Source organism: Tunturiibacter gelidiferens (assembly GCF_014201335.1).
Lineage (GTDB): Bacteria > Acidobacteriota > Terriglobia > Terriglobales > Acidobacteriaceae > Edaphobacter > Edaphobacter lichenicola_E.
Genome location: NZ_JACHEB010000005.1, coordinates 412,679 through 435,446 on the forward strand (window position 1 = coordinate 412,679; position 22,768 = coordinate 435,446).

At 54.4% G+C, this 22,768-nt stretch carries 16 protein-coding genes and 1 pseudogene; 8 read left to right on the forward strand and 9 right to left on the reverse strand.

The features are described from left to right. The first annotated feature begins 126 nt into the window (after window positions 1-126). Both HDF14_RS13010 and HDF14_RS13015 read left to right on the forward strand, forming a co-directional pair. On the forward strand, window positions 127-756 hold the full coding sequence (locus HDF14_RS13010; RefSeq protein WP_183977287.1) for a PEP-CTERM sorting domain-containing protein: 630 nt from the start codon (window positions 127-129) through the stop codon (window positions 754-756). Between the two features lie 375 nt (window positions 757-1,131). Then, window positions 1,132-1,338: a hypothetical protein gene (locus HDF14_RS13015; RefSeq protein ID WP_183977288.1), complete on the forward strand. Its 207-nt coding sequence runs from the start codon at window positions 1,132-1,134 to the stop codon at window positions 1,336-1,338. Between the two features lie 50 nt (window positions 1,339-1,388). On the opposite strand, the gene HDF14_RS13020 is transcribed toward HDF14_RS13015, so the two are convergent. Next, window positions 1,389-3,191 carry an MFS transporter gene (locus HDF14_RS13020; protein WP_183977290.1) on the reverse strand — a complete coding sequence of 601 codons (1,803 nt, stop codon included), beginning with the start codon at window positions 3,189-3,191 and terminating at the stop codon, window positions 1,389-1,391. 54 nt (window positions 3,192-3,245) lie between these two features. Next, window positions 3,246-4,307, reverse strand: coding sequence for an amidohydrolase family protein (locus HDF14_RS13025; protein WP_183977298.1), 1,062 nt, complete (start codon window positions 4,305-4,307; stop codon window positions 3,246-3,248). Window positions 4,308-4,779: 472 nt separating this feature from the next. Here HDF14_RS13025 and HDF14_RS13030 point away from each other — a divergent pair, with 472 nt between their 5' ends. Then, window positions 4,780-6,522 carry an enterotoxin gene (locus HDF14_RS13030; protein ID WP_406707219.1) on the forward strand — a complete coding sequence of 581 codons (1,743 nt, stop codon included), beginning with the start codon at window positions 4,780-4,782 and terminating at the stop codon, window positions 6,520-6,522. 71 nt (window positions 6,523-6,593) lie between these two features. Here the strand turns inward: HDF14_RS13030 and agaR (HDF14_RS13035) are convergent, their stop codons facing one another. Both agaR (HDF14_RS13035) and HDF14_RS27545 read right to left on the reverse strand, forming a co-directional pair. Further along, window positions 6,594-7,355 carry a transcriptional repressor AgaR gene (gene agaR, locus HDF14_RS13035; protein ID WP_183977302.1) on the reverse strand — a complete coding sequence of 254 codons (762 nt, stop codon included), beginning with the start codon at window positions 7,353-7,355 and terminating at the stop codon, window positions 6,594-6,596. A gap of 259 nt (window positions 7,356-7,614) precedes the next feature. Further along, the gene (locus HDF14_RS27545) at window positions 7,615-7,950 is read right to left on the reverse strand and encodes a class II D-tagatose-bisphosphate aldolase non-catalytic subunit (protein ID WP_406707214.1); all 336 of its coding nucleotides are present in this window, start codon (window positions 7,948-7,950) and stop codon (window positions 7,615-7,617) included. 132 nt (window positions 7,951-8,082) lie between these two features. Between HDF14_RS27545 and HDF14_RS13045 the strand changes: the two genes are divergently transcribed. Next, window positions 8,083-10,236, forward strand: a complete 2,154-nt coding sequence (locus HDF14_RS13045; protein ID WP_183977305.1) for a choice-of-anchor Q domain-containing protein — start codon at window positions 8,083-8,085, stop codon at window positions 10,234-10,236. A gap of 107 nt (window positions 10,237-10,343) precedes the next feature. On the opposite strand, the gene HDF14_RS13050 is transcribed toward HDF14_RS13045, so the two are convergent. Continuing rightward, window positions 10,344-11,477: an amidohydrolase family protein gene (locus HDF14_RS13050; RefSeq protein ID WP_313899562.1), complete on the reverse strand. Its 1,134-nt coding sequence runs from the start codon at window positions 11,475-11,477 to the stop codon at window positions 10,344-10,346. A 78-nt stretch (window positions 11,478-11,555) separates the two neighbouring features. Between HDF14_RS13050 and HDF14_RS13055 the strand changes: the two are divergent. Both HDF14_RS13055 and agaR (HDF14_RS13060) read left to right on the forward strand, forming a co-directional pair. Then, window positions 11,556-11,795: pseudogene (locus HDF14_RS13055) on the forward strand (IS481 family transposase); the annotation flags it as partial. Window positions 11,796-12,154: 359 nt separating this feature from the next. After that, on the forward strand, window positions 12,155-13,012 hold the full coding sequence (gene agaR, locus HDF14_RS13060) for a transcriptional repressor AgaR (protein ID WP_260698223.1): 858 nt from the start codon (window positions 12,155-12,157) through the stop codon (window positions 13,010-13,012). A 123-nt stretch (window positions 13,013-13,135) separates the two neighbouring features. Here the strand turns inward: agaR (HDF14_RS13060) and HDF14_RS13065 are convergent, their stop codons facing one another. After that, entirely contained in the window at window positions 13,136-14,335 is a 1,200-nt protein-coding gene (locus HDF14_RS13065) for an acyltransferase family protein (protein ID WP_183977310.1), read from the reverse strand. A gap of 587 nt (window positions 14,336-14,922) precedes the next feature. Here HDF14_RS13065 and HDF14_RS13070 point away from each other — a divergent pair. Further along, the gene (locus HDF14_RS13070) at window positions 14,923-16,293 is read left to right on the forward strand and encodes a Gfo/Idh/MocA family protein (RefSeq protein ID WP_183977312.1); all 1,371 of its coding nucleotides are present in this window, start codon (window positions 14,923-14,925) and stop codon (window positions 16,291-16,293) included. 37 nt (window positions 16,294-16,330) lie between these two features. On the opposite strand, the gene HDF14_RS13075 is transcribed toward HDF14_RS13070, so the two are convergent. The 3 genes from HDF14_RS13075 to HDF14_RS13085 all read right to left on the reverse strand — a co-directional run bounded on the left by HDF14_RS13075 (window position 16,331) and on the right by HDF14_RS13085 (window position 21,166). Beyond that, complete coding sequence (locus tag HDF14_RS13075; protein WP_183977314.1) at window positions 16,331-18,175, reverse strand: hypothetical protein; 1,845 nt, start codon at window positions 18,173-18,175, stop codon at window positions 16,331-16,333. Window positions 18,176-18,322: 147 nt separating this feature from the next. Next, a complete protein-coding gene (locus HDF14_RS13080) occupies window positions 18,323-19,645 on the reverse strand; it encodes an MFS transporter (RefSeq protein WP_183977316.1) in 1,323 nt (440 codons plus the stop codon). Between the two features lie 78 nt (window positions 19,646-19,723). Further along, window positions 19,724-21,166 carry a Gfo/Idh/MocA family protein gene (locus HDF14_RS13085; RefSeq protein ID WP_183977318.1) on the reverse strand — a complete coding sequence of 481 codons (1,443 nt, stop codon included), beginning with the start codon at window positions 21,164-21,166 and terminating at the stop codon, window positions 19,724-19,726. A 484-nt stretch (window positions 21,167-21,650) separates the two neighbouring features. Between HDF14_RS13085 and HDF14_RS13090 the strand changes: the two genes are divergently transcribed. Then, the gene (locus HDF14_RS13090) at window positions 21,651-22,727 is read left to right on the forward strand and encodes a LacI family DNA-binding transcriptional regulator (protein ID WP_183977320.1); all 1,077 of its coding nucleotides are present in this window, start codon (window positions 21,651-21,653) and stop codon (window positions 22,725-22,727) included. Window positions 22,728-22,768: the final 41 nt, after the last annotated feature.

Here is a 22,768-nt window from a genome sequence, read left to right on the forward strand (position 1 = left end):
ATCGATTCTGAGATGTGGCGCATTCGAGCGAAGCTCGAACCCTCTTCCTCCACTCAGAATTCACTTGACGTCCTCCAAAAGCGAGCGCACCCTTATTCCACTCAAAATTCGAGAAGGGAACCCCGCATGCGCAAAACTCTCTTCCTCCTCTTCGCTCTCGCCTTGGCCTATCCAGCCGCTGCCCACGCAGACACAATTACATTCAGTGTCTCCGTCGTCGCATCAGGCTTCGCCGGATTCACTCCATTTACAAACGAACGAGTGACCTTCGCCGAAACCCAACCAGCAGACGTTGTAAATGAGGTGGTGATGGACTCCGGTGGTGGCACCCCATACAGCTTTGGTGTCTGCTTCGACTCCGGATCAACCGTAACGATCCAGAGCCTCGGCACCGGGGCTGGTCCAATACTCACCTGCGTCTTTCACAACTTTACTAACGGCTCGTACCTGATCGGCGATGGGAACGATGGACTCTCCATCGATGTTCCTCTTGCCTTCGATACCTTTCAATCTTCGGTAGGACCCCTTCCCGGCATAGCCGCCTCTAACTTCGGCGACTCCTGCGATCCTGAGGTAAACCAGCCGTGCCCACCAGACTTTGCTGGCGTGACCTTCACCTCCATCGACCCGGATACCGGAATCGCAGCGCTCATCGTCACCTCCCCAACTCCCGAGCCATCCACCTTCGTTCTGCTCGCCACGGGAACTCTCGGAGTTGGCTGTCTCCTGCGCCGCCGCAGATCCATCAAAGCCTAGACCCATCAAAGCTTAGACCCATCAAAACCTGGACTGAGCGCCCACATCTCGATCTGAGATGTGGGCGCTTCGATCCAAGCTTAATTCCCAAAACGGGGAGGCCCCAAAAATAAACTCAGAAACCATGGCGCATTTTTCGAAGCCAAAAAACTGACCGCAAAAACACCACGTTTCACCACCCAACCACCACGTCTACACCACCAAAAGACCACGATCAAAACACCCATTTTTCGCAAAAACCCCCGTAAAACACCACAAACCCCACCCAGAAAAAAATATCCGCCTTCCCACAACAAATTCAGGACGAATTCCGCACGGTTCGCCAGGACGATGAAAACAGCAGTACCCTGAAATGGAAACAAGACGCAGGAGACCATGCCTCAATCACCGCGTGAACTACTCGAAAAAGAGTTGGAGGCCGTCGTGCGAGATATCCAGACGATCGAGGACCAGATCGCAAACGATCCTCCCGACACCTCTGGCGAACTGCTCCGCCTGCGAGAGATCCAGCGGACCTATCGCGGCATCGCCGCAAGTATCAAGCAGGCCATTGCGTTGGAAAACTCACGTTCCATCGCATGAATGAGCTTCGCGTCGCTACCTGAGCAGCCGCTTCATGCAGCGCAGCGCCGTTAGCTTCCCAATGCTTCGAAGTGTTGCTCAATCTGTTCCAGAGTCTTTCCTTTGGTCTCCGGCAGGAAGAAGGTCGCGGTGATGAAGTAAATCACTGTGAACCCGGCAAAGAGAAAGAACATGGTCGAGTAGCCGTATTTACTTACGACTGGGAGAAACAGAACCGCCAGCGTGGTCGATACGAGCTGATTGATCACTAGCGCAACACTCATTCCGATGGAACGAATTCGCGTCGGCATTAACTCCGAAAGCGCAAGCCAGACGCAGACTCCGGGCCCTACTGCAAAGAAAGCGATGAACGTAAACAGCGCGAGCGCCACGAGGTATCCGTGAGCCCGGTCAGGAATTCGACCGATTCGCGCTCGTTCAATTGTCAACGGCGCAGTCCGAGCAGCGTCGAGATCAGAGAAGGGATTCTTGAAGAAGGCTTCGATCCGGGTTGCGGGAATGGAGCTTGCCCGAGTAATTCGGATGGGTTTTGCCGCAGAGTCGTCAGAACGGACGAAAGTAGTCGCCCCGGTAAAGCCTCCATAGGAGTAGATTACCGCCAGTGATGCATGGGCCCCGAGCGAGTTCGTATCTTCGTGACCGCTCGCCGCCAATAGACGATCAGCTTCCGGCTGATCGAACTTAAGGATCAACTCCTGTTTCGGCCCTACGAGAGATTGGACAGCACCGCGACACTCCAGATTAGACCTTTCCGTTTGCCAGAATAGCGTTCCGATTAGGATCAGTGTCGCCATCAGGCCTGTGCTACCAAGGATGAGCAAAAATCTGCGCCCCTTGCGATCGACGAGTGTCATTCCTACGATCGTCATCAGGAAGTTCACGCTAGTAAAGACGACATAGCCCCAGTGCGCTGCTAAATCGGAGAGACCGCTTTGCAGTAGGATGCTTGTGTTGTAGCCGATGATCGAGTTGACGCCGGTCGCAGTGTTACAGAAGAGAATCACGCAAGCAAGTACAAAGGGAATAACAAACTTTCTGCGAAAGAGGCTCTCCGTGTTCTTCTGGCCTGATCCATCCGGCATCCCGGCGTTCAGCGAACGCTCTTCCATCTCGCCGAATTCGAGCTCAGCTATTGCCGGTGTTCGCGAGCGAAGCAGGGCCGCCATTGCGCGTTCACGGTGGCCCGCGCGAAATAGATGGCGCGGCGATTCTGTGACGAAGATGCTACCGAGAACGAATAGAACTCCGGGCGGCAACGAAATCCAGAAGATATGTCGCCACGCGCGATCTTTGACTTGAAACAACGCTGCGGCATCGGACGCATGCGCCACAGCCTCAACGCGATAGCTGTAGTAGATTCCGATCAATGCTGCGGCAACGATACCAAGGGTAAGCAGCCATTGAAATATTCCGGTTCCTTTGCCGCGATTGGTTGAAGCGAGGCATTCCGCGAGATAAAGCGGAACCACCACGCCGATAAATCCGCCGCTGATGCCCTGCAGCAGTCGTCCGACAAAGAGAGGACCGTAGCCATGGGACAGCGCGATGACGGGAATGCTCACCACAAAGATGAGTCCGCTCAAGGTCATCATGGGTTTGCGACCCATCCAGTCGGCGAGCAGCCCGGCAAAGATGGTCGAGATAACACTACCCAGCAAGACAGCCGCCACAATCACCGAAAGTTGTCCGGCATTCAACCCTGAGGTCGCCTCCAGATAGGGCAGCGCTCCCCCGATGATTCCGATGTCCACCCCATATAGCAGGCCGCCGAGTCCGGCCACACATAAGAGCAAAGTGTTATAGCTGCGTTGACCTGAGGCTGATGCGGACGAGGAATTAGCTCCAGAGATCATAGGTCGTATTTGCTCCCGCCAGCAGTATCTCAGGGGTCATTTCTGCTCCCAATTTCACTTTAGATTTGGCAACAAACGCAGTGCATTGTCTCGATAGACCTTCCGCAGAACATCCTCCGGCAAGTCCATTCCATAGATGTTCCAGCGTCCTTGGCGAGATGCGTGGGTGGGGTATTCGAAATATTCGTCCGCCGTCTCCAGGAACCGATAATAGAGACGATACATTTCGACTTCCGGAACAAGATCGGCGCCGAACAAAATCCGGTCTGCAAAACGTAGAAAGAACTTCCGCGCCGAGTAGGGTTGCCGTCCCAGTTCGGAGGCCCTTGCACTGATATCCACCAGCACATTTGGATTTGCATCCAGCATCGCCGATACGCGCCGAAGATCTTCTGCATTCTCGGCAATGTGAGCGGCGACGAAAGTTGTCCCCGGATGTCTCTTAAAGACGCGATCCCGCTGGTCGAGCAACTCATGTTTGCTGAACTCGGCGCCAAAGAAGCTCCAATCCGGATGAGCAGCCAACTCCTCAAAGCGCTCGTTGTTCGCATCAATTGGAAGGAAAAAAGCCTCTGGATCTCCGATATGCATCATCACTGGAATACCAAGCTGCCCGGCCTTATCAAAGATCGGAGCAAGACGTTCGTCGTCAACGTGTAGAAGCTGTCCGCTTGCATCGCGCACCGACAAGCCGAGATCTTTCCAGAACTTAAATCCGACGGCCCCATGCTCTACCAGACGCTCAAGCCTGTCGACGCTTACGCTAACAAAATCGTCGCGCTCGACACCGGCCCAATCCATCCAGCCGATGGTCGAGAAGCGTGCAGCATCCGCCAACCGATAACGATCCATCATTCGGATCGCCTGTTCCCCCACCTTCATCGTGATGTTGACGATGTGCTCGATTCCACAAGCGTCCATGATATCCAGTACGTATTTTGGATCTTGTGCATCCAGATGATTGTGATAGTCAATGACCGGAAAGCGTGGAAGCGACACTTCATGGCGTGGCGTGGTCAGCATACAACGTGGATGAAAGTCGCTGAGTGGAAGCGTGACGTCGGCCGTTGCCGATACCATGGCGATAAACTTGTCTTGTGCTTTCTGTTCCGACATCATTCCTCGTTCTTGAGGCAGTGCTTTTTCGATTCGAGGTCTCTTTCGTCGCCGCTAGCTTCTAAATAAAGCTCCAGTATGTGGAAGAGTACGATAAGTGAACTATAAAACGAAACATATCACTATTTCTATATGTTTCGTTTTATGCTAGAAGATAATCACTTCAATCATCGAATTCGGGGCTAACGGCGCTATGTTCAACTTCCTCTCCTGTCGATTTAGACGCAAACTGTTAGGCCCGTTGCTTCCTATTCTGCTTTGTAGTGGTCCGATCGGCTTTGCTCAGGATCAGAGCCTCCCTGCCAAAGACAACACCTTACTACACGCCGGGGATATGTCCCTCAACATCGAGGTCCTCAACCATCATTTTGGCGGTCTTAACGTCCATGATGGCTTTTCCAATAGAACAATTGATCTGCCAGAATCCTTTGTCCTTGTGTTGAAAGACAAGAGTGTAGTTCGTTCAACGGAGATGCAGGTGACTCGGGCATCGGACTCAATGCTGGCAACGGACCCGCATCAGTCCCTGCGAATGTCGCGTGAAGATAGGACAGCTTCAAGCAGCGCTTGCTGGAGCTTTGCTGCGCCGCGATTCTCCGCTCGTCTTCAATGGTGCGTTAGCGTGCGTCCGGGATTGGCTTATGCCCGACAGTTGCTTAGCATCACCGCCACCACTCAGGATTTGCCCATCGCGGAGGTCCGGTTGCTTCACTTTTCCGATCCTGCGGCGCACGTCGAAGGCATGGTCAAAGGCTCCCCGGTGGTGAGCGAAAACATGTTTTTCGGATTTGAAAACCCGCTCTCAGTCAGCACAGTGCGAGACCGAGAGGTGACGACTTCTCTCTTTCGCGATCTACCTCTTCGCGCTGGCCAAAGCATTACATATTCCTCCGTGATTGGGACCTCGCGACCCGGTCAACTCCGCCGCGCCTTCCTTAGCTATATAGAGAGTGAACGTCCGCGGGCTTATCAACCGTTTTTGCATTACAACTCCTGGTTTGATCTAGGCTATGAAAACCGGTTCGACGAAAACGGAGCACTTGATCGGATCAACGCCTTCGGCCAGCAGTTGACAGTGGCGCGGCAGGTCCAGCTTGACTCTTTCCTCTTCGATGACGGATGGGACGATCCGACTACACTCTGGGATTTTAACTCAGGATTCCCGAGCGGGTTCACGAAGGCCGGGGCGGTCGCGGCTCAATACAAGGCCGGTATAGGCGTCTGGCTCTCACCATGGGGTGGTTATTCCGACCAAAAAAAGCAACGCATCGCGTACGGCCGCGAACATGGATACGAGATTCTTCACGATGGCTATGCGCTATCCGGGCCGAAGTATTTCAAGAAGTTCGAGGACACCTGTCTCACAATGATCGACCAGTACAACGTCAATCAGTTTAAGTTTGACGGGACTGGCAACGCGGACAATGTCTTTCCGGGAAGCGCCTTTGACAGTGACTTCGACGCCGCCATTCACCTCATCGAACAACTCCGCAAAAAGAAGCCAGCCATCTTTATCAATCTCACGACGGGTACGACAGCCTCTCCGTTCTGGCTTTTTTATGCTGATTCCATCTGGCGCGGTGGAGAGGATCACGACTTCTCAGGGGTCGGCACACCTCGCCAGCGGTGGATCACTTATCGCGATGCACAAACCTACAAAAATATTGTGCGAAGAGGCCCGCTCTTTCCGCTCAACTCGCTCATGCTCCATGGCATCGTCTACGCCAAACAGGCGAAGGATCTAACCACCGATCCAGGTAACGACTTCGCTGACGAAGTTCACTCCTACTTCGGCACAGGAACGCAACTGCAGGAGATGTACATCACGCCTTCGCTTTTATCGTCAACGGACTGGGACACGCTTGCCGAGGCGGCTCGATGGAGTCGTTCCAATGCCGATACGCTCAAAGACGTTCACTGGATTGGCGGTGATCCGGACCAGCTGCAGATCTACGGATGGGCAGCATGGAGCCCGCGAGAGGGTCTGATTACCCTGAGAAATCCGTCGAACGGTCCGCAGGAATTCAGCATAGATATAGCCAAAGTCTTTGAACTTCAGCCGTCAGACCCAGGGACCTACAAGGTGCGCAGTGTGTGGAAGGACAAAAGAAACAGGAACCAGAAATTCCCCACGGAGATGCGCAGAGATCAGAGACTCCCGATTCATCTCGCCCCATTCGAGGTTGTTACTCTCGAGGCCCTACCCGCCGATTAGGCAAACCGAAAGAAGAATCAGCCTGGAATACGAAGGCCGCATAAGCGGTTGTCCCTGTTCACAGGTTCAGCCTAAACGAGAGTGAGCTTAATGTTGAGATTACGAAGGGCGTCCGCTGTCTCTTTCGGAAGATTGTTGTCGGTAATGACGTGATGAATCGAAGTTGCGTCCACGATCTTCGACAAGCTCCGGCGATTGAATTTAGTCGAATCGCAAACCGCAACGATCGTCTTTGCCGCTTTGACCATCGCACGATTAACTCTGGATTCCATTACATTCGGCGTCGTAAGCCCCACCTCGAGATCAAATCCGTCGACCCCTAGAAATAGGATGTCAGCATGCATGTCGTGAAGCATCTCCTCTGCGAGCGGGCCGACCAGGGAGAAAGAGTTCTTGCGCAGGGAACCTCCGGTAAGGAGCACCTCGAAGTCAGTCCCGCTTAGCTCAGCGGCGATATTTACCGCGTTGGTGATGATGGTCAGATGCGAAAACTTCTTCAGCGTCCTGGCGATGGCCGTAGTAGTCGTCCCTGAGTCGAGCAGAACGCACTGGCCTTCCCGGATAAGGTTCACGGCAGCGACCGCTATCCGCTGCTTTTCCTGCAAGTGACGCCCTTCCTTTTCCTTGAGCGACGGATCGAAGAGCGTCCCCGACTGCGGAAGCAAGGCACCCCCATGAGTCCTCTGCAACACGCCCCTGCGTTGAAGATAGTCAAGATCCTTACGGATTGTGATTCGGGATATTCCTAGGGATTCCGAAAGGTCCTCGACCAGAACCCGACCGTGTTGCTGTGCCACCGAAAGGATATGCTGGCGACGTTCTTCGATGAGCATTTGTGTGCCACTCTCGAAGTCCACTGGAAGCACTTTTGAAGAGGCTTTCGAAGCGACTTTTCGCTGCATAGAGTTGAATTTACCAAGGTGACAACCTTCGAACAGTACCACGGAGCTTTCGAGTAGGCAATTCCCGAATTAATAGGAAAGCAAAGTCGCATTGATCTTCGAGATAAAGATTCGGTGGGTCGGATTGCAGAGGAGCGCCCTGGTTCAGCCATCGGCATAGACGCGCAGCACGTCCCGTATGGGTCTGCGATCAATGACACTGGATCACCTCTATTTGTTTGCTCCGTAGCCGTACGTATTGCGACGACAGATTGCCGCTGTACAGGCTCTCGGGTGTGGTGACCGCAGATAGATTCGAGATCAATGTGTCAACTGCTTCAGGAATTTTGGACCGATGACAATAGTTACGAATTCGGTCGCCATAGCTGTAGAGGGGCAATGGTTTTTGCTCTGCGGGAGTGCCGTCATAGTAGGGCTTCCAGTTCGCGGGCTCAGGCAGCATGGTCTTCTCAATCGAGTCGTGATGCGAATCGCGAGGCACCCTTAGTTTTTGGGCTACATCGTTCTGGTCCGGCGAGTGATACATTGCGAAATTAAGCGCAATTAAGTGCAATAAGCCAAAGCCGATATGTGAAAGATAAAAACGCTATTGACAACCATTCGGAAGTTAGGTGTAAGATGCGCCCAAGATAAAAGGTAGAGGAGAAGGATATTCAAAATGGCATTCCCAGCAGCTTCCCGATCTCACCAGCACTCTGCGTATTGGATACTCTCTTCTCTTATCCTGTTTCTATTCGCTTCGATCTCGCTTGGCGCACAAACTGGGGCCACCTACTATGTGTCCGCGAGCGGGAGTGACAGCAATCCCGGAACTCTCGCCGCCCCTTGGTTGACCATCCAGAAAGCAGCAAATACAGCTACGGCAGGCGCCACAGTGTACGTCTTCGGGGGAGTTTACACCGAGATTGTAAGCTTCCCGAATTCTGGAACGGCGAAGGCGCCAATTACATTCCAGAGCTATCCCGGACAGACGGCGATAATCGACGGGACCGGCTTAACCGTATCGGGCACGCAAGGTCTCATCACGATCTCGGGAGCCCTGAGCTACATCACCATCAGTGGGTTTGAACTCCGCAATTTGTCTACGAGCGGTGATGGGGTTCCGTGTGGTGTCTGGATTACGGGCTCGGGCACGGGGATCCATATTCTGAACAATTTGATCCACAACATCGTGACCACGACAAAGCGCGGCAACGCTTGCGGGTTGTTTGCATACGGCACATCGCAGACTCCCATCACCGAGTTGGTTGTCAGTGGCAACGAGCTCTACAACCTGAAGACCGGCAATAGCGAGTCGATGACCCTAAACGGGAACGTGACCCATTTTAAGGTCACCAACAACCTCGTTCACGACAATAACAATATCGGCATCGACATCATTGGATACGAAGGCACTGGTCCAGTCGGCTACGACCAGGCTAGTTATGGGCTGGTCAGCGGGAATACGGTCTATAACATCAGCGGAATAGCGAATCCAAGCGAAGGCCTTGAATATGACGCGGACGGACTCTATTGTGACGGGTGCGCGTACGTTACGTTCGAAAGAAACGTGATCTTCCAGGTCGACTACGGCATTGAGACAACCAGCGAGAATCAGGTTTGCCAGGCGACTGGCACTGAGTGGTCTGGCCCAAACAACACTGGAACCGCTGCCAGAGGCAAGCTTCCGTGCTACGGCATGTTCGCTACAGTACGCAACAACCTATTCTACAAGGCAAATTCCTGCGGAATGTCCATCGGCGGTTACGCGACCGCGACCAAAAAAGGCGGCGGGAGTAACGGAGGAGGCAGCAGTTACCACGATGTCTTCATCAACAACACTCTTTATGACAACGGTGCCCAACCAGGCAACTCAGATGAAGGCACGCCAAGCGGCGACTACCAGATTCAAAACCAGGTAGGCAGTTCTCAAGGAGACTATTTCGAAAACAACATTATCTACTCCGGCTCACCCAATATCTGGATCAATAGTTACAACCCAGCTTCGACGGAATACCCTGCCCCGCCCGCCACTCTTAATTGGAACCTGTACCACTCAGAGGCGGGATATGTAGAAGGAACGTCAATCTTGTGGGCTGATGTGAGCACCTACACGAGTTTTGCAAATTGGCAGAGCACGAGCGGGGAAGATGCAAACTCCGTGAACAGGGATCCGCAGTTTGTGGATCTGGGAGACACGCCTTCAAATTTTGACATCCACCCGACTTCGCCGGCCATCGGCGCTGGCAGCACCAGCCTGTCGTGCAGCGTTGGCTGGTGTGATCTCCATGGCAGCTCTCCCAACTCCATTTATGGCAGCACCGACTTCCTTGGCAATCGTCGGACGAAAGGCTCGAGCATTGACATGGGTGCCTACCAAAACACCGGAACCAGCATTCATAACAAATTGAGAGTGGATTTGACTGCGGCGACGGATACTCTCAAACCGGGTCGTTCGACCACTCTGACTGCTACGGTCTCAGCCATTCCCGGGGGCGCCGGTGTGCCGAGCGGTACGGTGAGCTACATGCTTGGCTCGACTTTGCTGGCAACGCAAACCCTGCTGCCGACCAGCGCTACGACGTCTGAGGCAAGTATGCCGATCAGTGTGTCGCAGCTTGTGCGAGGCGCCAACACGATAACAGCAGTGTACTCGGGAAATTCGATCGCGAGGTGCTGCAGTCCAGCAGAACCGCCCGGAGAAACACAAACGCCGCTTCCGGTGTACCCCAGCGCAACCTCGGCGCCCATCACTGTGTGCCGAGAGGATGATGACAGCGATGGCAAAGGAGAAATGACCAATCCATGCATCGCAGCCCGCCGCAGTGAGTAATGTACGAAGGGTCGCACGCCACTGAACCGCACTGCCCACTGGTGCTGTTTCTTGATGGTGGATGGGGCTATCTATGTGTCCGCTAACGGTCGAGAGGCTATTGGAACTCAGTGGGAGCTACCAAGAATGCCGGGAAACCAATGGACCGCATTATCGTGATATAGCTTCCGCAACACCGGCTCAGGCAATGCTAAACCTTGAACCTTGTGGCCACGGAAATCCAACGTATCATCGGTTGCAAGGAAACGCCATTCCCGCGCGTAGGAGGATTCGGATCTTCTTACCATTTGATGAACATTGTCCTGTGGGTTGAGTGTGTCGTCGGTACCGTAGATCAATCGATCTTGATATTTAGTTATGAAAGCGATCATATCGGCACGGGGTTGCATCATTAGATAAGGTATGCGAGAGGCAAGATCTACGGCAAAGTTTGGATAGCGATCCAAATGCCGAGCTACTTGGCTAAAATCTCCTTCCATACTGCCAAAGTGGGCTCCAACCATGCGAAGATCTGGATTTTTTTCAAGCACATGATCGCGTGCCAGAAGGATTGTCTCCTTGGATGGGGAATGGGGGATCTTGTACATGTACCACTCTGGATGGTCCGCAAAGTAGGAGAAGTCAGGGTCAGTAGGATTTGGAGGGGACCACGCCGTGTCAGGATCTGCAACATGTGTAACCAATGTCTTGCCGCGAGCAGCGATGTCCTTATAGATGGGCTCAAGGGAGGGATCATCCGGAAGGATGTAGTTGCCTTTGGCATCCTTGATTTCCATACCGACGTTCTTCCATAGTTTTACTGCGATGGCACCCTCATCGAAACTTTGGTTAAGCTGGCGAATTGCATCGGCGACGAAGTCACGTTGATTGAAGCGGTATGCATCGAACGTTGTACACGCGGCCGCATGGCCGTTACTGTTGCGAACGACTTCAAAGACATCCTTGCTTTCCTTTGATAAATCTTTCCTCTCAGGGGTGTTGTTATCGGCCACGACGATAATATCCAAAATATGTAGGTGAAGCTTCTGTAGCATCGCAAAGAACACTGGATCGCTCTCGTAGATATGAGTGTGGGTATCGATGGGTTCGAGCGCTGTGAACTGCAACAACTCCTGATCATTGAAAGCACCCATTACCGGCGTGGACGCAGGTTTAACCTCAGGAGTGCTTTTCGTGGATGTCTGTCTCCCAGGCCCTCCAGCAATTAACATCAAGGCCAACGGTAGCGCGAGTGTTTTCACAAAACTTACCTCATTGAGTTAGGTCGCATAACAATTTGCCAATGCTGATTTGATTCGTCTGACGCGGTGCAAACTCTAATCGTGTCTTTTCGCAAGCACACCTTCTTACCGCTCGATGACTATCTCTACGCGATGCAGACTACAATCCCGGCGTTGACCCGCTGCTCGCTGCACCGTTGTCTCGAGTCCAGGGAATCAGCCGCCCGCCCGAAGTGGAAGGGACCAGCGAAGAGGAAGAAGTTCGACACCTATCCGATTGGCTTTTTCCATATCGACCTGGCCGAGGTGCGTACGGCGGAAGGCAGACTCTATCTCTTCGACTTCATCGGTGCCTACAACTTCGCACGCCGACTCAAGACCGTCAAGGGGGGACTCCATACGAATACATCTGCACATGCAGGCAAAAAAAACTAATCGATTTACCCTCGACCAGCCCATCAAATGCCGGGACTAAATACCTGGTTAGGGTGATCAAACTCGATCACTTTGGAGACTACCAGATAGTGTCCGCGCCCATGTCAAAGATCCAACATTGATGATCGCGGAAAGTATGAGAGCCTCACAATCCCCCGACGAGTTCCCTACTCGCCTGCTTTGCAGGTAGCATCCTCTTATTCTTTTGCTGTCGAGTTAGGTTAGTCTTAAGGCGCGATTGTACGAAAATACGGAGTTGTTCAATGATGAAAGATAGCTCGATAGTGGATGATCCCGACGAGGGATCGGCGCTGGAGCCGGCAACCGCCGGATCGGCGGCTGAAATGCCGCTAGACGGAATGATGGCCGAGGAGCGGCGGACGCAGATCCTGCAGATCATCCGCAGCGCCGGCCGGGTGCGGGTGAATGGACTGGCCACCCGGTTTAATACGTCGGCTGTCACCATCCGCAGCGATCTGAACGAATTGCATCAGCGTGGCTTGGTGCTGCGCTCCCACGGGGGAGCGGTCCTTCCGGAAACAATCCTGCGGGAGTCGCCCGTACACGAGCGCCTAAAGACCCACTCGGACGAAAAGCGGCGCATCGGCGCGATGGCGGCCACGCTGATTGATAACGGCGAGACCATTATCCTGGATTCGGGCACAACGACCCTGGAAATCGCTCGGCAGATCAAGAAGAAGCCGGGCCTGCAGGTGATTACCAATGGAGTTAATATCGCCGCTGAACTGCTGGATGCGCGCGATGTGCAGGTCTTCATTGTGGGCGGAACGGTGCGCGGTGAGTCGGCGTCCATCAGCGGTCACTTCGCGGAACAAATGTTCGAGCAGTTCTCCGCCGACAAGCTTTTTCTGAGCGGAGCAGGATGCGATCTCAACTTCGGTGTAAGCGGAGCGAATTTGGAAGAGACGATGGTGAACCGGGCCATGATTCGCATTGCGCGTGAAATCATTCTGGTGGCCGATTCCAGCAAATTTTCCAAGCGCAGCATGTCGCGCATTGCGCTGTTTTCACAGATTGACACGGTTATCAGTAACACCAGCCTCGATGAAGAGGTCCAGGAAAAATTACGGGCTATCGGCTGCAATCTCATCCTGGTCTAGCTGGGCTCCCGGGAGACTAGCTAAACGCAGTCGCGTGTCCGCAGCGCCGAAGCGGGCAGTCTGTACTCAGCGTGTATTGCTGCTGCTGAATCAGACTGCCCGTTTGCTCGTGTCGACATCGAGCTATATTCGAATAAAAAGCTTCTTGCGATACATCCAGAACAGCATGAGCCAGTAGATTCCTAGGGTGAGAGTTCCGAGAACGATCGGCTCTAAGGCGCTTCCCAGCATATTCAAAAAGCCTGACCCTAGATTGGTGCGGATGCTGCTCTCAACAAATTCCTCACAGAGGTGAGCAATCAGATACGCGGCGATGGAGTTTATGCCGATCACGACGAGCGGGAATGCCAGGCCACGCTGTTTCTTGATTTCGATGACCCACGAAAAGGCTGCCAGATAGAAGAAGCACACGCCGCCGCTGAACAGCGTCCATGAAGGCGTCCAGACGCGCTTCACGATGGGGCAAACCCCGGTAAAGTGGAACAATAGGCCGGCAGCTATGAGAGCGGCGCCCGCCACCAGGAACTTCCGCATCGGAATCGCCGGCGATGCCGCCAACGACCAGCGTCCCGCGGCAACCCCGAGCAGCATCGTGGCCAGCGTCGGAATGAAGCTCAGGGTAAGATAGCCGCCGTCGTTGTACAGAAACGGACTGGTGCGGGGAAACAGGTTCAGGAACCAGATATCGAAGGCCTGGCCGAAGTTGCTGTTTATATTCCAGTGCGCTGCAAAACCGGTGAGCAGGTGTTGATGCCAGTTGTCCGGCACACCCACCGCCGCGTAGTTGAAATTCGGACCCGGCGCCGGATAAAGAGCCCATGCCAGCCAGTAGCCGAACAGGATCGCTGCCAAAGCTGTCCATTGCCAGCGCGGACGAGCGAACGTCAACAGAAAAGCAAAAGTGTAACCGAGGCCAATCTGCGTCAGGGTGTCTTCGAAGGTGAAATAAGTGATGGGGCTATGTGTGGACCGCAAGAAAATTCCCAGCGCGATAAGCAGGAAACTACGCCAGATAGTATGGCCGAGCATGTGCGCGAAAGAGGTGCCTTTCTTCTGACGGCTTCGCAGTGAGTAGGGAAGGGCAACTCCGACCAGAAAGGTAAAGGAAGGCTGGATCGTGTCATGGAGACTCATGCCCACCCACTCGACGTGGGATTGGTTGAAGGCCAGGATTCGCCACAACCGGCTGTTGGGGAACGACGGAGCTACGTGGGCAAACTGAAGGACTTCCGCCATCATCAGCAGCATGACGAAGCCGCGGTAGGCGTCCACCGCAATATTTCGCTGCCCTTTTTGCTCTTGAGTCACGAAAGTTTCCCCCATGGCCAAATCCTCAGAAAGATGATGTCTGTCGATATGGGAAGCTATATAAAAGTATCAGTATCTTTCGAATGCGGTCTATTCAATTTCTATTTTTGCGCTCTCTCATGAACCTGCCGGGTTGAACTCTCTCTGCAACTGCGGAATGCCTAGCCATCCACCTTTCACCAGAACTCGGTATCCCGCCTTTCGAACCGTCATTATTCAGGATGCTATGTCAGCCCCCCACATGGGCGATAATCTATGTAAGTTACTAATTATATTATTGTTATGAAGAGACCATGAAGAAGGGGACACGCGGCCGCAGCAGCCCCACAAACAATTGCCAGCGGATGAATGAATGTCTTGACATCGGTAGCTTCCTCCCCTAATCTCATGTCCAAGCTCAGACGTTGCGAATTCTTACGGTATTTCCGGATACTTACGATTGACGCATTGAACACGCAGACTGAATAATTCCGCGTTTCCGCAGATCCGTATTCTGTTTGCACTCCCTGGTTGTTGCCTTCGCACTGCGCTACGCAGTGTCAACACCGAATCACGCAGAGCTCATGAAGACGAGCCTGCCAAAATCAGGACCGAGGATGAGAATGAATTCTGACGAGCAGAACACTGGATTGGGATCGTGGAGCAGACGCAGGTTCGTGCAGATGGGCGCGGCCAGCGCGGTTGTGCTCGGCGCAATGAATTCAGCTCATGCCAATGCGGACGAAGCTACCACGTCCGGGACCATGATCGACGTACCGTTTGACAAGCGAAACCCCCGGGTCGCCTTTATCGGTACCGGCGGGCGCGGCACAAATTTGCTGGAGAATCTGCTTGCAGCCGATGGCCAGGTGGTTGCGTTGTGTGACCTGGTCCGCGACCATGCCGAACATGCCGCGTCGTTGGTGGTCAAGGCCGGGCAGGCCAAGCCACAGATTTTTGCGGATGATCCGTATGCCTTCGAAGCCATGCTCGCCAAAGACGACATCGACCTGGTGCTGGTTGCAACTCCCTGGAGCTGGCATGCGGAGATGGCGATTGCGGCCATGAAGCATGGCAAGGACGTGTGCATTGAAGTGCCGGGCGTGGTGACGCTCGCGGAATGCTGGAAGATCGTCGAAACATCGGAACAGACCCGCAAACACTGCACGATGTTGGAGAACTGCTGCTACGGCTATAACGAGACGCTGATTTTGCGCATGATCCACGATGGCAAGTTTGGCGATCTTCTCTACGGAGAAGGCGCATACCTACACGATCTTCGAGAAGAGCTATTTTCCGATAAAGGGGAGGGCCTGTGGCGTCGAGCCGAACATACCATGCGCGACGGCAACCTGTATCCCAGCCACGGTCTTGGGCCGGTAGCGAATTACATGAATATGCAGCGCGGCGATCGTTTTGGCTACATCGTTTCGATGAGCTCGCCGCAGCGAGGGCTCGATCAATACCGCAAGGAGCATCTGCATCCGGGCGATCCGCGCATGGAAGAGCGCTACGTGGCTGGCGACATGAACACGTCGCTCATCAAGACCGCCAAGGGCCTCACCATCACCGTTAAGCACGCTGTCGCCACGCCGCACCCCTACGACCGCATCAACCTGATTGCCGGATCGAAAGGCATCTTTCAAGACTACCCACCACGCATTTACCTTGACGGCCAAAACAAGGACGAGTCGTATATGCCGCTTGAATCATGGAAGCAATATGCGCATCCGCTTTGGGTGAAAGAGGGCCAGCTCGCCGCAAAGCTGGGCGGGCATGGCGGTATGGACTTCATCATGCTCTACCGACTGCTGCAATGCGCGCGCGAGGGTCTTCCGCCGGATATGGATGTGTATGATGCCGCTTCCTGGTCTGCCGTGGGACCGCTCAGTGTGAGTTCCGTGAGCCGTGGCAGTGCGCCGGTTGATTTCCCGGACTTCACGCAAGGTAAGTGGATGCAGCGAAACATATCTCCCATCGCCAGCCAGGCGTAACCGGATGGAGAGCGCCGGTGATTCGCCTGCGCTTTTCTCAATGCTTGTGTCGTGGATGGGGCGCGTGCTCAACGTCAACGGTAGCAGTTGCCGAAGGCACGCTTTCGCCATTGGCGTTGACTGCGCGAACCCAATAAGTTTTTGTTCCCAAATCTTCAGCCGGCTCAGTAAACTCCGGCCGTGTTAATCCGGACGCAATGATGTGCGCTGCTCCTGCCTGCGAGCTTTCAACGATGTACGTTCTGGCCTGTGCTACTGGGCTCCATGTGAGGCTGATGAACCTGCTTTGGAGCGCGGCGTGCACGTTGGCCGGCGCATCCGGCGCAGGGCCGTTGGGGAGCAATCCGTACACGCACAGCTGTCCTGTTCCAACATTCGCCGTACCAAAGCTGGCTAGGTACACTTTCCCATTGGCCACGGTGGGCGGAGACATCTTGGAGTAGTTGTTGCAGTCGTCGCGTGCCGGGTTCTCGAGAGAATTCCAAAGCTCATGATTGATGTCGTCCGCGTCGTAGGCATGCAGAATGCCGGGGCGTGACTCGTTCCATGAATCGCCGGTGGCATGAATGGCGGCCCACAGAATGCCATCCTTGTCGCCGTTGGCAGACAGGGAAAGCATGGCTCCGGGATGGCCATCGTTCTTGTCCGGCCGAATCATGAACGGCGTTTCGTCAAACTTGTTGCCGCTGAAGCGATAGGCACGAGCCCGGTCCCGCTGGCCCCAGAGGTAAAGCACGTTGCCGTTCTTGGCGCTCTTCCAATAGACCATGCTATGCAGATGGGAACTCGTTGCGGGAAAGTGCTGCACGGCGTGCTCATCGCCCAAATGGCCAAAGTGCTCGGTGTCGATGACATAGAGCACGCCCTCTTTTCCGCCGCCAATCACCAGGTGCGTTCCGGGAATCAAGACAGCTCCCGAGGAGTTGAGATCGGCGTCGATCTTGTCCAATTGAAAATGGTTGGTGGGTGTGAACCAGTCCAGCAGACGCAGGTGCGGATCAAGCTTGATGAAGCTCTCGCTGAACTGTGTAGTGCCGTTCCAGCTGCCGTTTCCGGTAATGAAATAGATGTTCCCCTTGTCATCGACGGCGGGCGCCTGGCCGGATTGCCAGATGCTCGCTTCGCTCCCTCCGGGCGATGTGTTGAACACGCCGTTCTGGGTGAGCGAGGCCGCGTCGTAGCTCATCAGGAATCCATGATACGGGTCCTTGTCGCAGTGCGACGCGTAGCCAATGAGCACATTGCCGCTGGAAAGGAAAAGTGCGGGCCGCTGGTTTTGCAGCAGCGGATCAAACCCGTGAGCTGCGATGGGTACAGGGCTATGGGCGAGATCAGCTCCGGTGGCAAGGTCCAGGGCATGGAGACGTTGGCTGAACTTGCCGCCTGCTTTCGTCAACGCGACGACATACAGGGTTGTCTTTTTCTCATCGATCACCGGGGTGCCGATGACGCCCATGCTGCCGTTGATGTCCGTGCAGCCGAAGTCCGCGTCGTTCAAGTTGGCCGGCGTTCCGAAGTTAACATGCCAGAAGGGGACGGTGGCTTTCGGATCGTTAGCGTCGAAAGCATACACGCTGTTATTGACGGTCGTTACATAGACTACGTCGTGCCATCCGCCACCTATCTTCACGTTGGTCACCAACAACGGCTGTGCGTACAGCTGATCGTCCACCACCCGCTTGAAAAGCATGCCGAACTTTGCCGCGTTGACGTCGGCAGGCGTAAGAACCGTCTCGTGCAGATTCGTGCCCGTTCGCTCGCGGTTATTGTGATTGGTAAGAACATCCACCTGGGCGGAAGCCACAGAGGGCAACGCAAAACAAGTGAGGCAAAGTACAGCTCGTGCGCACCAATGCATGCGGGTCAGATCATTTCGTTCCATAACGCCACTCCCATAGGTCATTTTCGGATGAATCCATCAGTTTTTCGATTCTCTTGCGCTTCCCCCAATCTCATGTCACAGGTCATGATCATAGAGGCGGCGCGTAGAGGAGCGCCTACACGCAGCGCATTTCGCCACAGCAGCCGGTCAGCTCTTCATCGCAACCGGACCAGAAGCGCTGGCTGGAGCGCGAACCAGCAGCAACAAACACGCAGTTGCCAGAAGCGGCATCAAACCGGCAACCAGAAACGCTGGCGCATAAGAAAAGCGATCTACCAGGATGCCGACGGCAAATGTGAAGGCCGCGCCCACCAGCCCAGCTGCCAGCCCGCTTACACCGGTGACCGTGGCCACCACGTCCTGGGGAAACAGATCGGAGGGTAGAGTGAGACCCATGGTCGACCAACTGGCGTAGCCCCACAGTGCGAAACAGATCAACCCCAATGCAAAATAGACGCTGTGTACAGAGGCAGCAGGAATCCCGGCAAGAATCGGCAGGCAACTGACGACGCATACCCAGGTGCGGGCACGCAGCACCGAGACGCCGCGGCGAATGCAGTAGCCTGAAATCCAGCCTCCCGTGAAGTTGCCAAGATCGGCGGCGATAAAAGGTATCCACGCAAAAAGGGCGATGCGCTGCAGGCTGAATCCGCGTGCATCACTGAGATATTGCGGAAGCCAAAAGACATAGAACCACCAGATAGGATCAGTGAGCGCACGCCCCAACACAATGCCCCAGACGTTGCGATTGCGCGCTAACGTGAGCCACCGTTGCACTCCGCGTTCCGTAGAAGTGGAAGGCGCGTCCTGGCCCGCGCGGATGAGCGCCACTTCCTCCTTCGTGACCCTTGGATGGCGGTCTAACGGATGGTAGACGCGCAACCAGACCGCCAGCCAGACAAAGCCCAGAGCGCCGGAGACAAGGAATGCGGAGCGCCAACCAAAGGCCAATGCGATGAGAGGAATCGCCAGCGCAGCCACGGCTCCCCCGACACTGGAGCCGCTATCAAAGATGGCCACGGCAAGGCTGCGCTCCTGGCTAGGAAACCACTCCGCAACGGTTTTGCTGGCTCCGGGCCAGTTGAATCCTTCGCCGATGCCGAGTAGAAATCGAAAAGCCGCAAACCCGAAGACGGAGCTGGCGAAGCCAGTGAGGATGTTGATCACCGACCAGAAGACGACGGCAAGAGCAAGCCCGAGGCGCGTGCCCACAGCGTCAAGAAAGATGCCGCCAAGCAGCCACGTAAGAGCATACGAGATCTGAAACGCGCCAAGAATCTTGGATAGGTCTGTATGCGTCAAGTGGTATTGCGCCGTGATCAGCGGTGCCAGCACGGAGAACGTTTGCCGGCTGATGTAATTGGTTACCGTGGAAAAGAACAGCGTCCAAACAATCCACCATCGTACGTTCCCTTTGCCGCGCGGCTTCTGCGACGCGTCAACCTCCACTATCACATTTTCAGCATTCATTGCATCTCGCTATCCCACACCTCACTCAAGAATCCAGGTGGACGCCGCCTCGTTGCTATGTAAACCAGCATTCGTCGATCAGGCAGTGGAAGCTCCAACCGGACGATCGACAATTTGCTCGTTCTGCGAATCCCAATACAGCTTCTTGCCGCTCCAGTAAGATTGCGTCGCCATGATGCAAACAAGCGAATGCGAGAATCCATGTTCGACGGTGGCGTTGGGCTGGCTCCGCGTCTGCATCGACTGGAGCCAGTTCACCAGATGAACTACGTCATCATCGTCCGGACCCAGTGAGGTCGGCGCCGGCGCCCCGGGAACCTGGACAACATGTCCGCCGTCTTTCGCGGGCCCAACGATGGGAAGATTCTTGTACGTCGGCCCACTGTCGAATGGATCGAACTCCTGCCTGCCCCCTTCGCGCGTAACCATAAACAGGGACGCGCCCTCTCCGCCGTAATTCTCGATCGTGCCATCTCGTCCATCAATTCGCGAAAAGCTGCGATAGCTGTTTCCGAAGATCGTCTTGTAGGTGTACAGAAAGCCCTTCGGATAGACGATTGCCGTCACGGCAGTATCCGGATTTTCCCGTCCATCGTTCCATGCGAAGATTCCGCCGTTGGCAACCACGCTCTCCGGATAGGCCTCGTCCGTCCACAGATGCACCAGGTCGCAACCATGGCTAAGCCACTGATCGAAGATTCCGGACGAAAAGTCTTTATACAGCCTGAATTCAAGATAGACGTGGGGATCAAATGGACGATCAGGCTTACCCAGCAGCCACCGCTTCCAATCCGTATCGTCTTCTTTCAGATGAGATGTCCGGCCATTGAGCCATTGCTTCCACTCCATGTTGACGTCCATCAGCATCTCTTTGGAATAGCCAGTGTCCGACCGAGTGAATCTCCACCGCTCTTCGTTGACATTCCACTCCTGCTCAACGTGTACGATCTTTCCGATGCGCCCCGAACGAATGATGTCCCTTACTGCAAGCGGATAGGGCTGGCTGCGATGCTGCGTTCCCATCTGTACAATTTGTTTGGATTGCTTGACAATGTTGCGCGTCTCAATGGCCTCGGAGAGTACGTTCGCAAAAGGCTTTTCAACGTAGCAATCCTTTCCGGCCTTCACCACTTCGGCACACAGCTTGGCGTGCTGGAAGTCGCCCGTGGCAATCATCACTCCGTCAAGGTCCTTCAACGACAGCATCTCTTCGGAGTACTTGAAGGTTCGCGGTTCAATATTGAACGCTTTTTTCACCTGGGCCGCGCGGTGCTCCCGTGCCATGCTCCACAGATCGCAAACTGCAACCACTTCAACGGGCATCTGCTTGGAGGCAAGGGTCACCATGTGCACATGGCCCTGGCTCCGGTCGCCGCAGCCGAGTTGGCCCAGGCGAATGCGATCGTTGGCGCCGAGAATGCGCGCATAGGATTGAGCACTCATGCCGGCAGCCAGCATTGTGACTCCAGCCTGCTTCACAAATGTGCGCCGATCGATTTCGTTTCTTGCGTTTTCAACCATTGCAATCAACTCCCGGTTTTTGATCTCTGAGTCGTGTGGAAAATCTCAAAGGAAAGGGAAGGTCTCAATCGTGCTGTGCAATCTCATCAGCGCAGCCACTTGTGTACACGGTGCAACCGCATTATGAACGGACATTAGCACATGAAAATATTCGAAAGCAAGGGAAATTTCCGAATATTGCCGAAACTTCTCTGACCGAAGAAAATACAAGAGGCCACTTCTTTCCATCTGAGGAGAAGGTTCAGAACCTACAACAATAGCTAAGGCTTGCGCAAGAAGCCTTTTAAAGAGCGCACCATTCCTGCATATGTTGTTTCTTAAATAGAGCCTGTATACGTAAGAATTGCCGGTCTTTTGCTTTTCGTGAAAATTATCTGGTATTGTGGCCTCACGTCGGCGAGTCCGGGTTTCTCGCGCAATTGGGAAAGGACCATCTAGTCATGAACGAGATAGGGAAGCACCGGGACGTGGGGCGTAGAGTCGCATGACCGATGCGGTTTCAAGGAAGAGAAAATTCGGCCTGCGAGAGATTGCTTCTGCAGCGCAGGTAAGTATTTCCACCGTTTCCCGGGTTCTGAATGGGAGCCACACCGTTGATGCTGGCATCCGCAAAAGCGTGCTTGCGGCCGCGGCCGATCTTGATGTCGACTTTTCTCAGCGAAATAAAACCAAGGCTCTGGCAATTCTTCTCAGTAATCGGGTCAAGCACCACGCATTTCACTCCAGCGTCATTCTTGGAGCTGAGGCGATCTGTGCTTCGCATAACTGGGAACTGATCTTCCAATCGCTGAATTACCCGGCAAATGTCCCCGGTAAGGATCTCCACTTGCCGAACGTCGTTCAACGGCGCGACATTGTTCGTGGAGTGATTCTGGCGGGCACAAACTCCGCAAACCTTCTCGAGTTACTCACCTCAAAAGGTGTTCCTTTCGTGGTTTTCGGCAATAACTTGATGGAAGAGGTCGAACATTCCAATTACGACGTAGTCTTCTCGGATGATATTCAGGGTGGGTCGGATGCTACCCGCTATCTCATAAGCCTGGGGCACCGCCATATCTGGTTCGTGGGCAATCTTCGTCTTCCCTGGTTCGCCCGGTGCTACGAGGGCTATCGGCGCGCAATGGAAGAAGCGCGCTTGCAGCCTCGCCACAGCACTATCGATTCAGAAGACGAGACGGATATTGGCTATCTCGGGACAAAGTCATTATTAGCTAAAGGCGAACAGGTAACTGCTATCTTTGCGGGGAATGACCCAACAGCACATGGTGTATATAAGGGGCTGCGCGATAGCGGCCTGGAGATTCCGGGCGACATCAGTGTGGTGGGTTGCGATGATACCGTTGGTTCCTGGTTGTACCCCGCCTTGACGACGATCCGCGAGTTTCCTGAGCAGTTGGGCAAACAGATGGTGGAGTTGCTGCTGAACAGGATTGCCAATCCCGGTCAACACCGCCAGCAGGCAACTCTGCCCACCGAACTTATCAAGAGAGACTCATGCCGGGCGATTTCCGCTTCCGCAAATATTTCAGTAGTAGCCGCGTCACGCAAATCGAGGAGCTAGAACCTCGATCGGCGTGACTGCGAATAAGTTGAGAGCGGTGG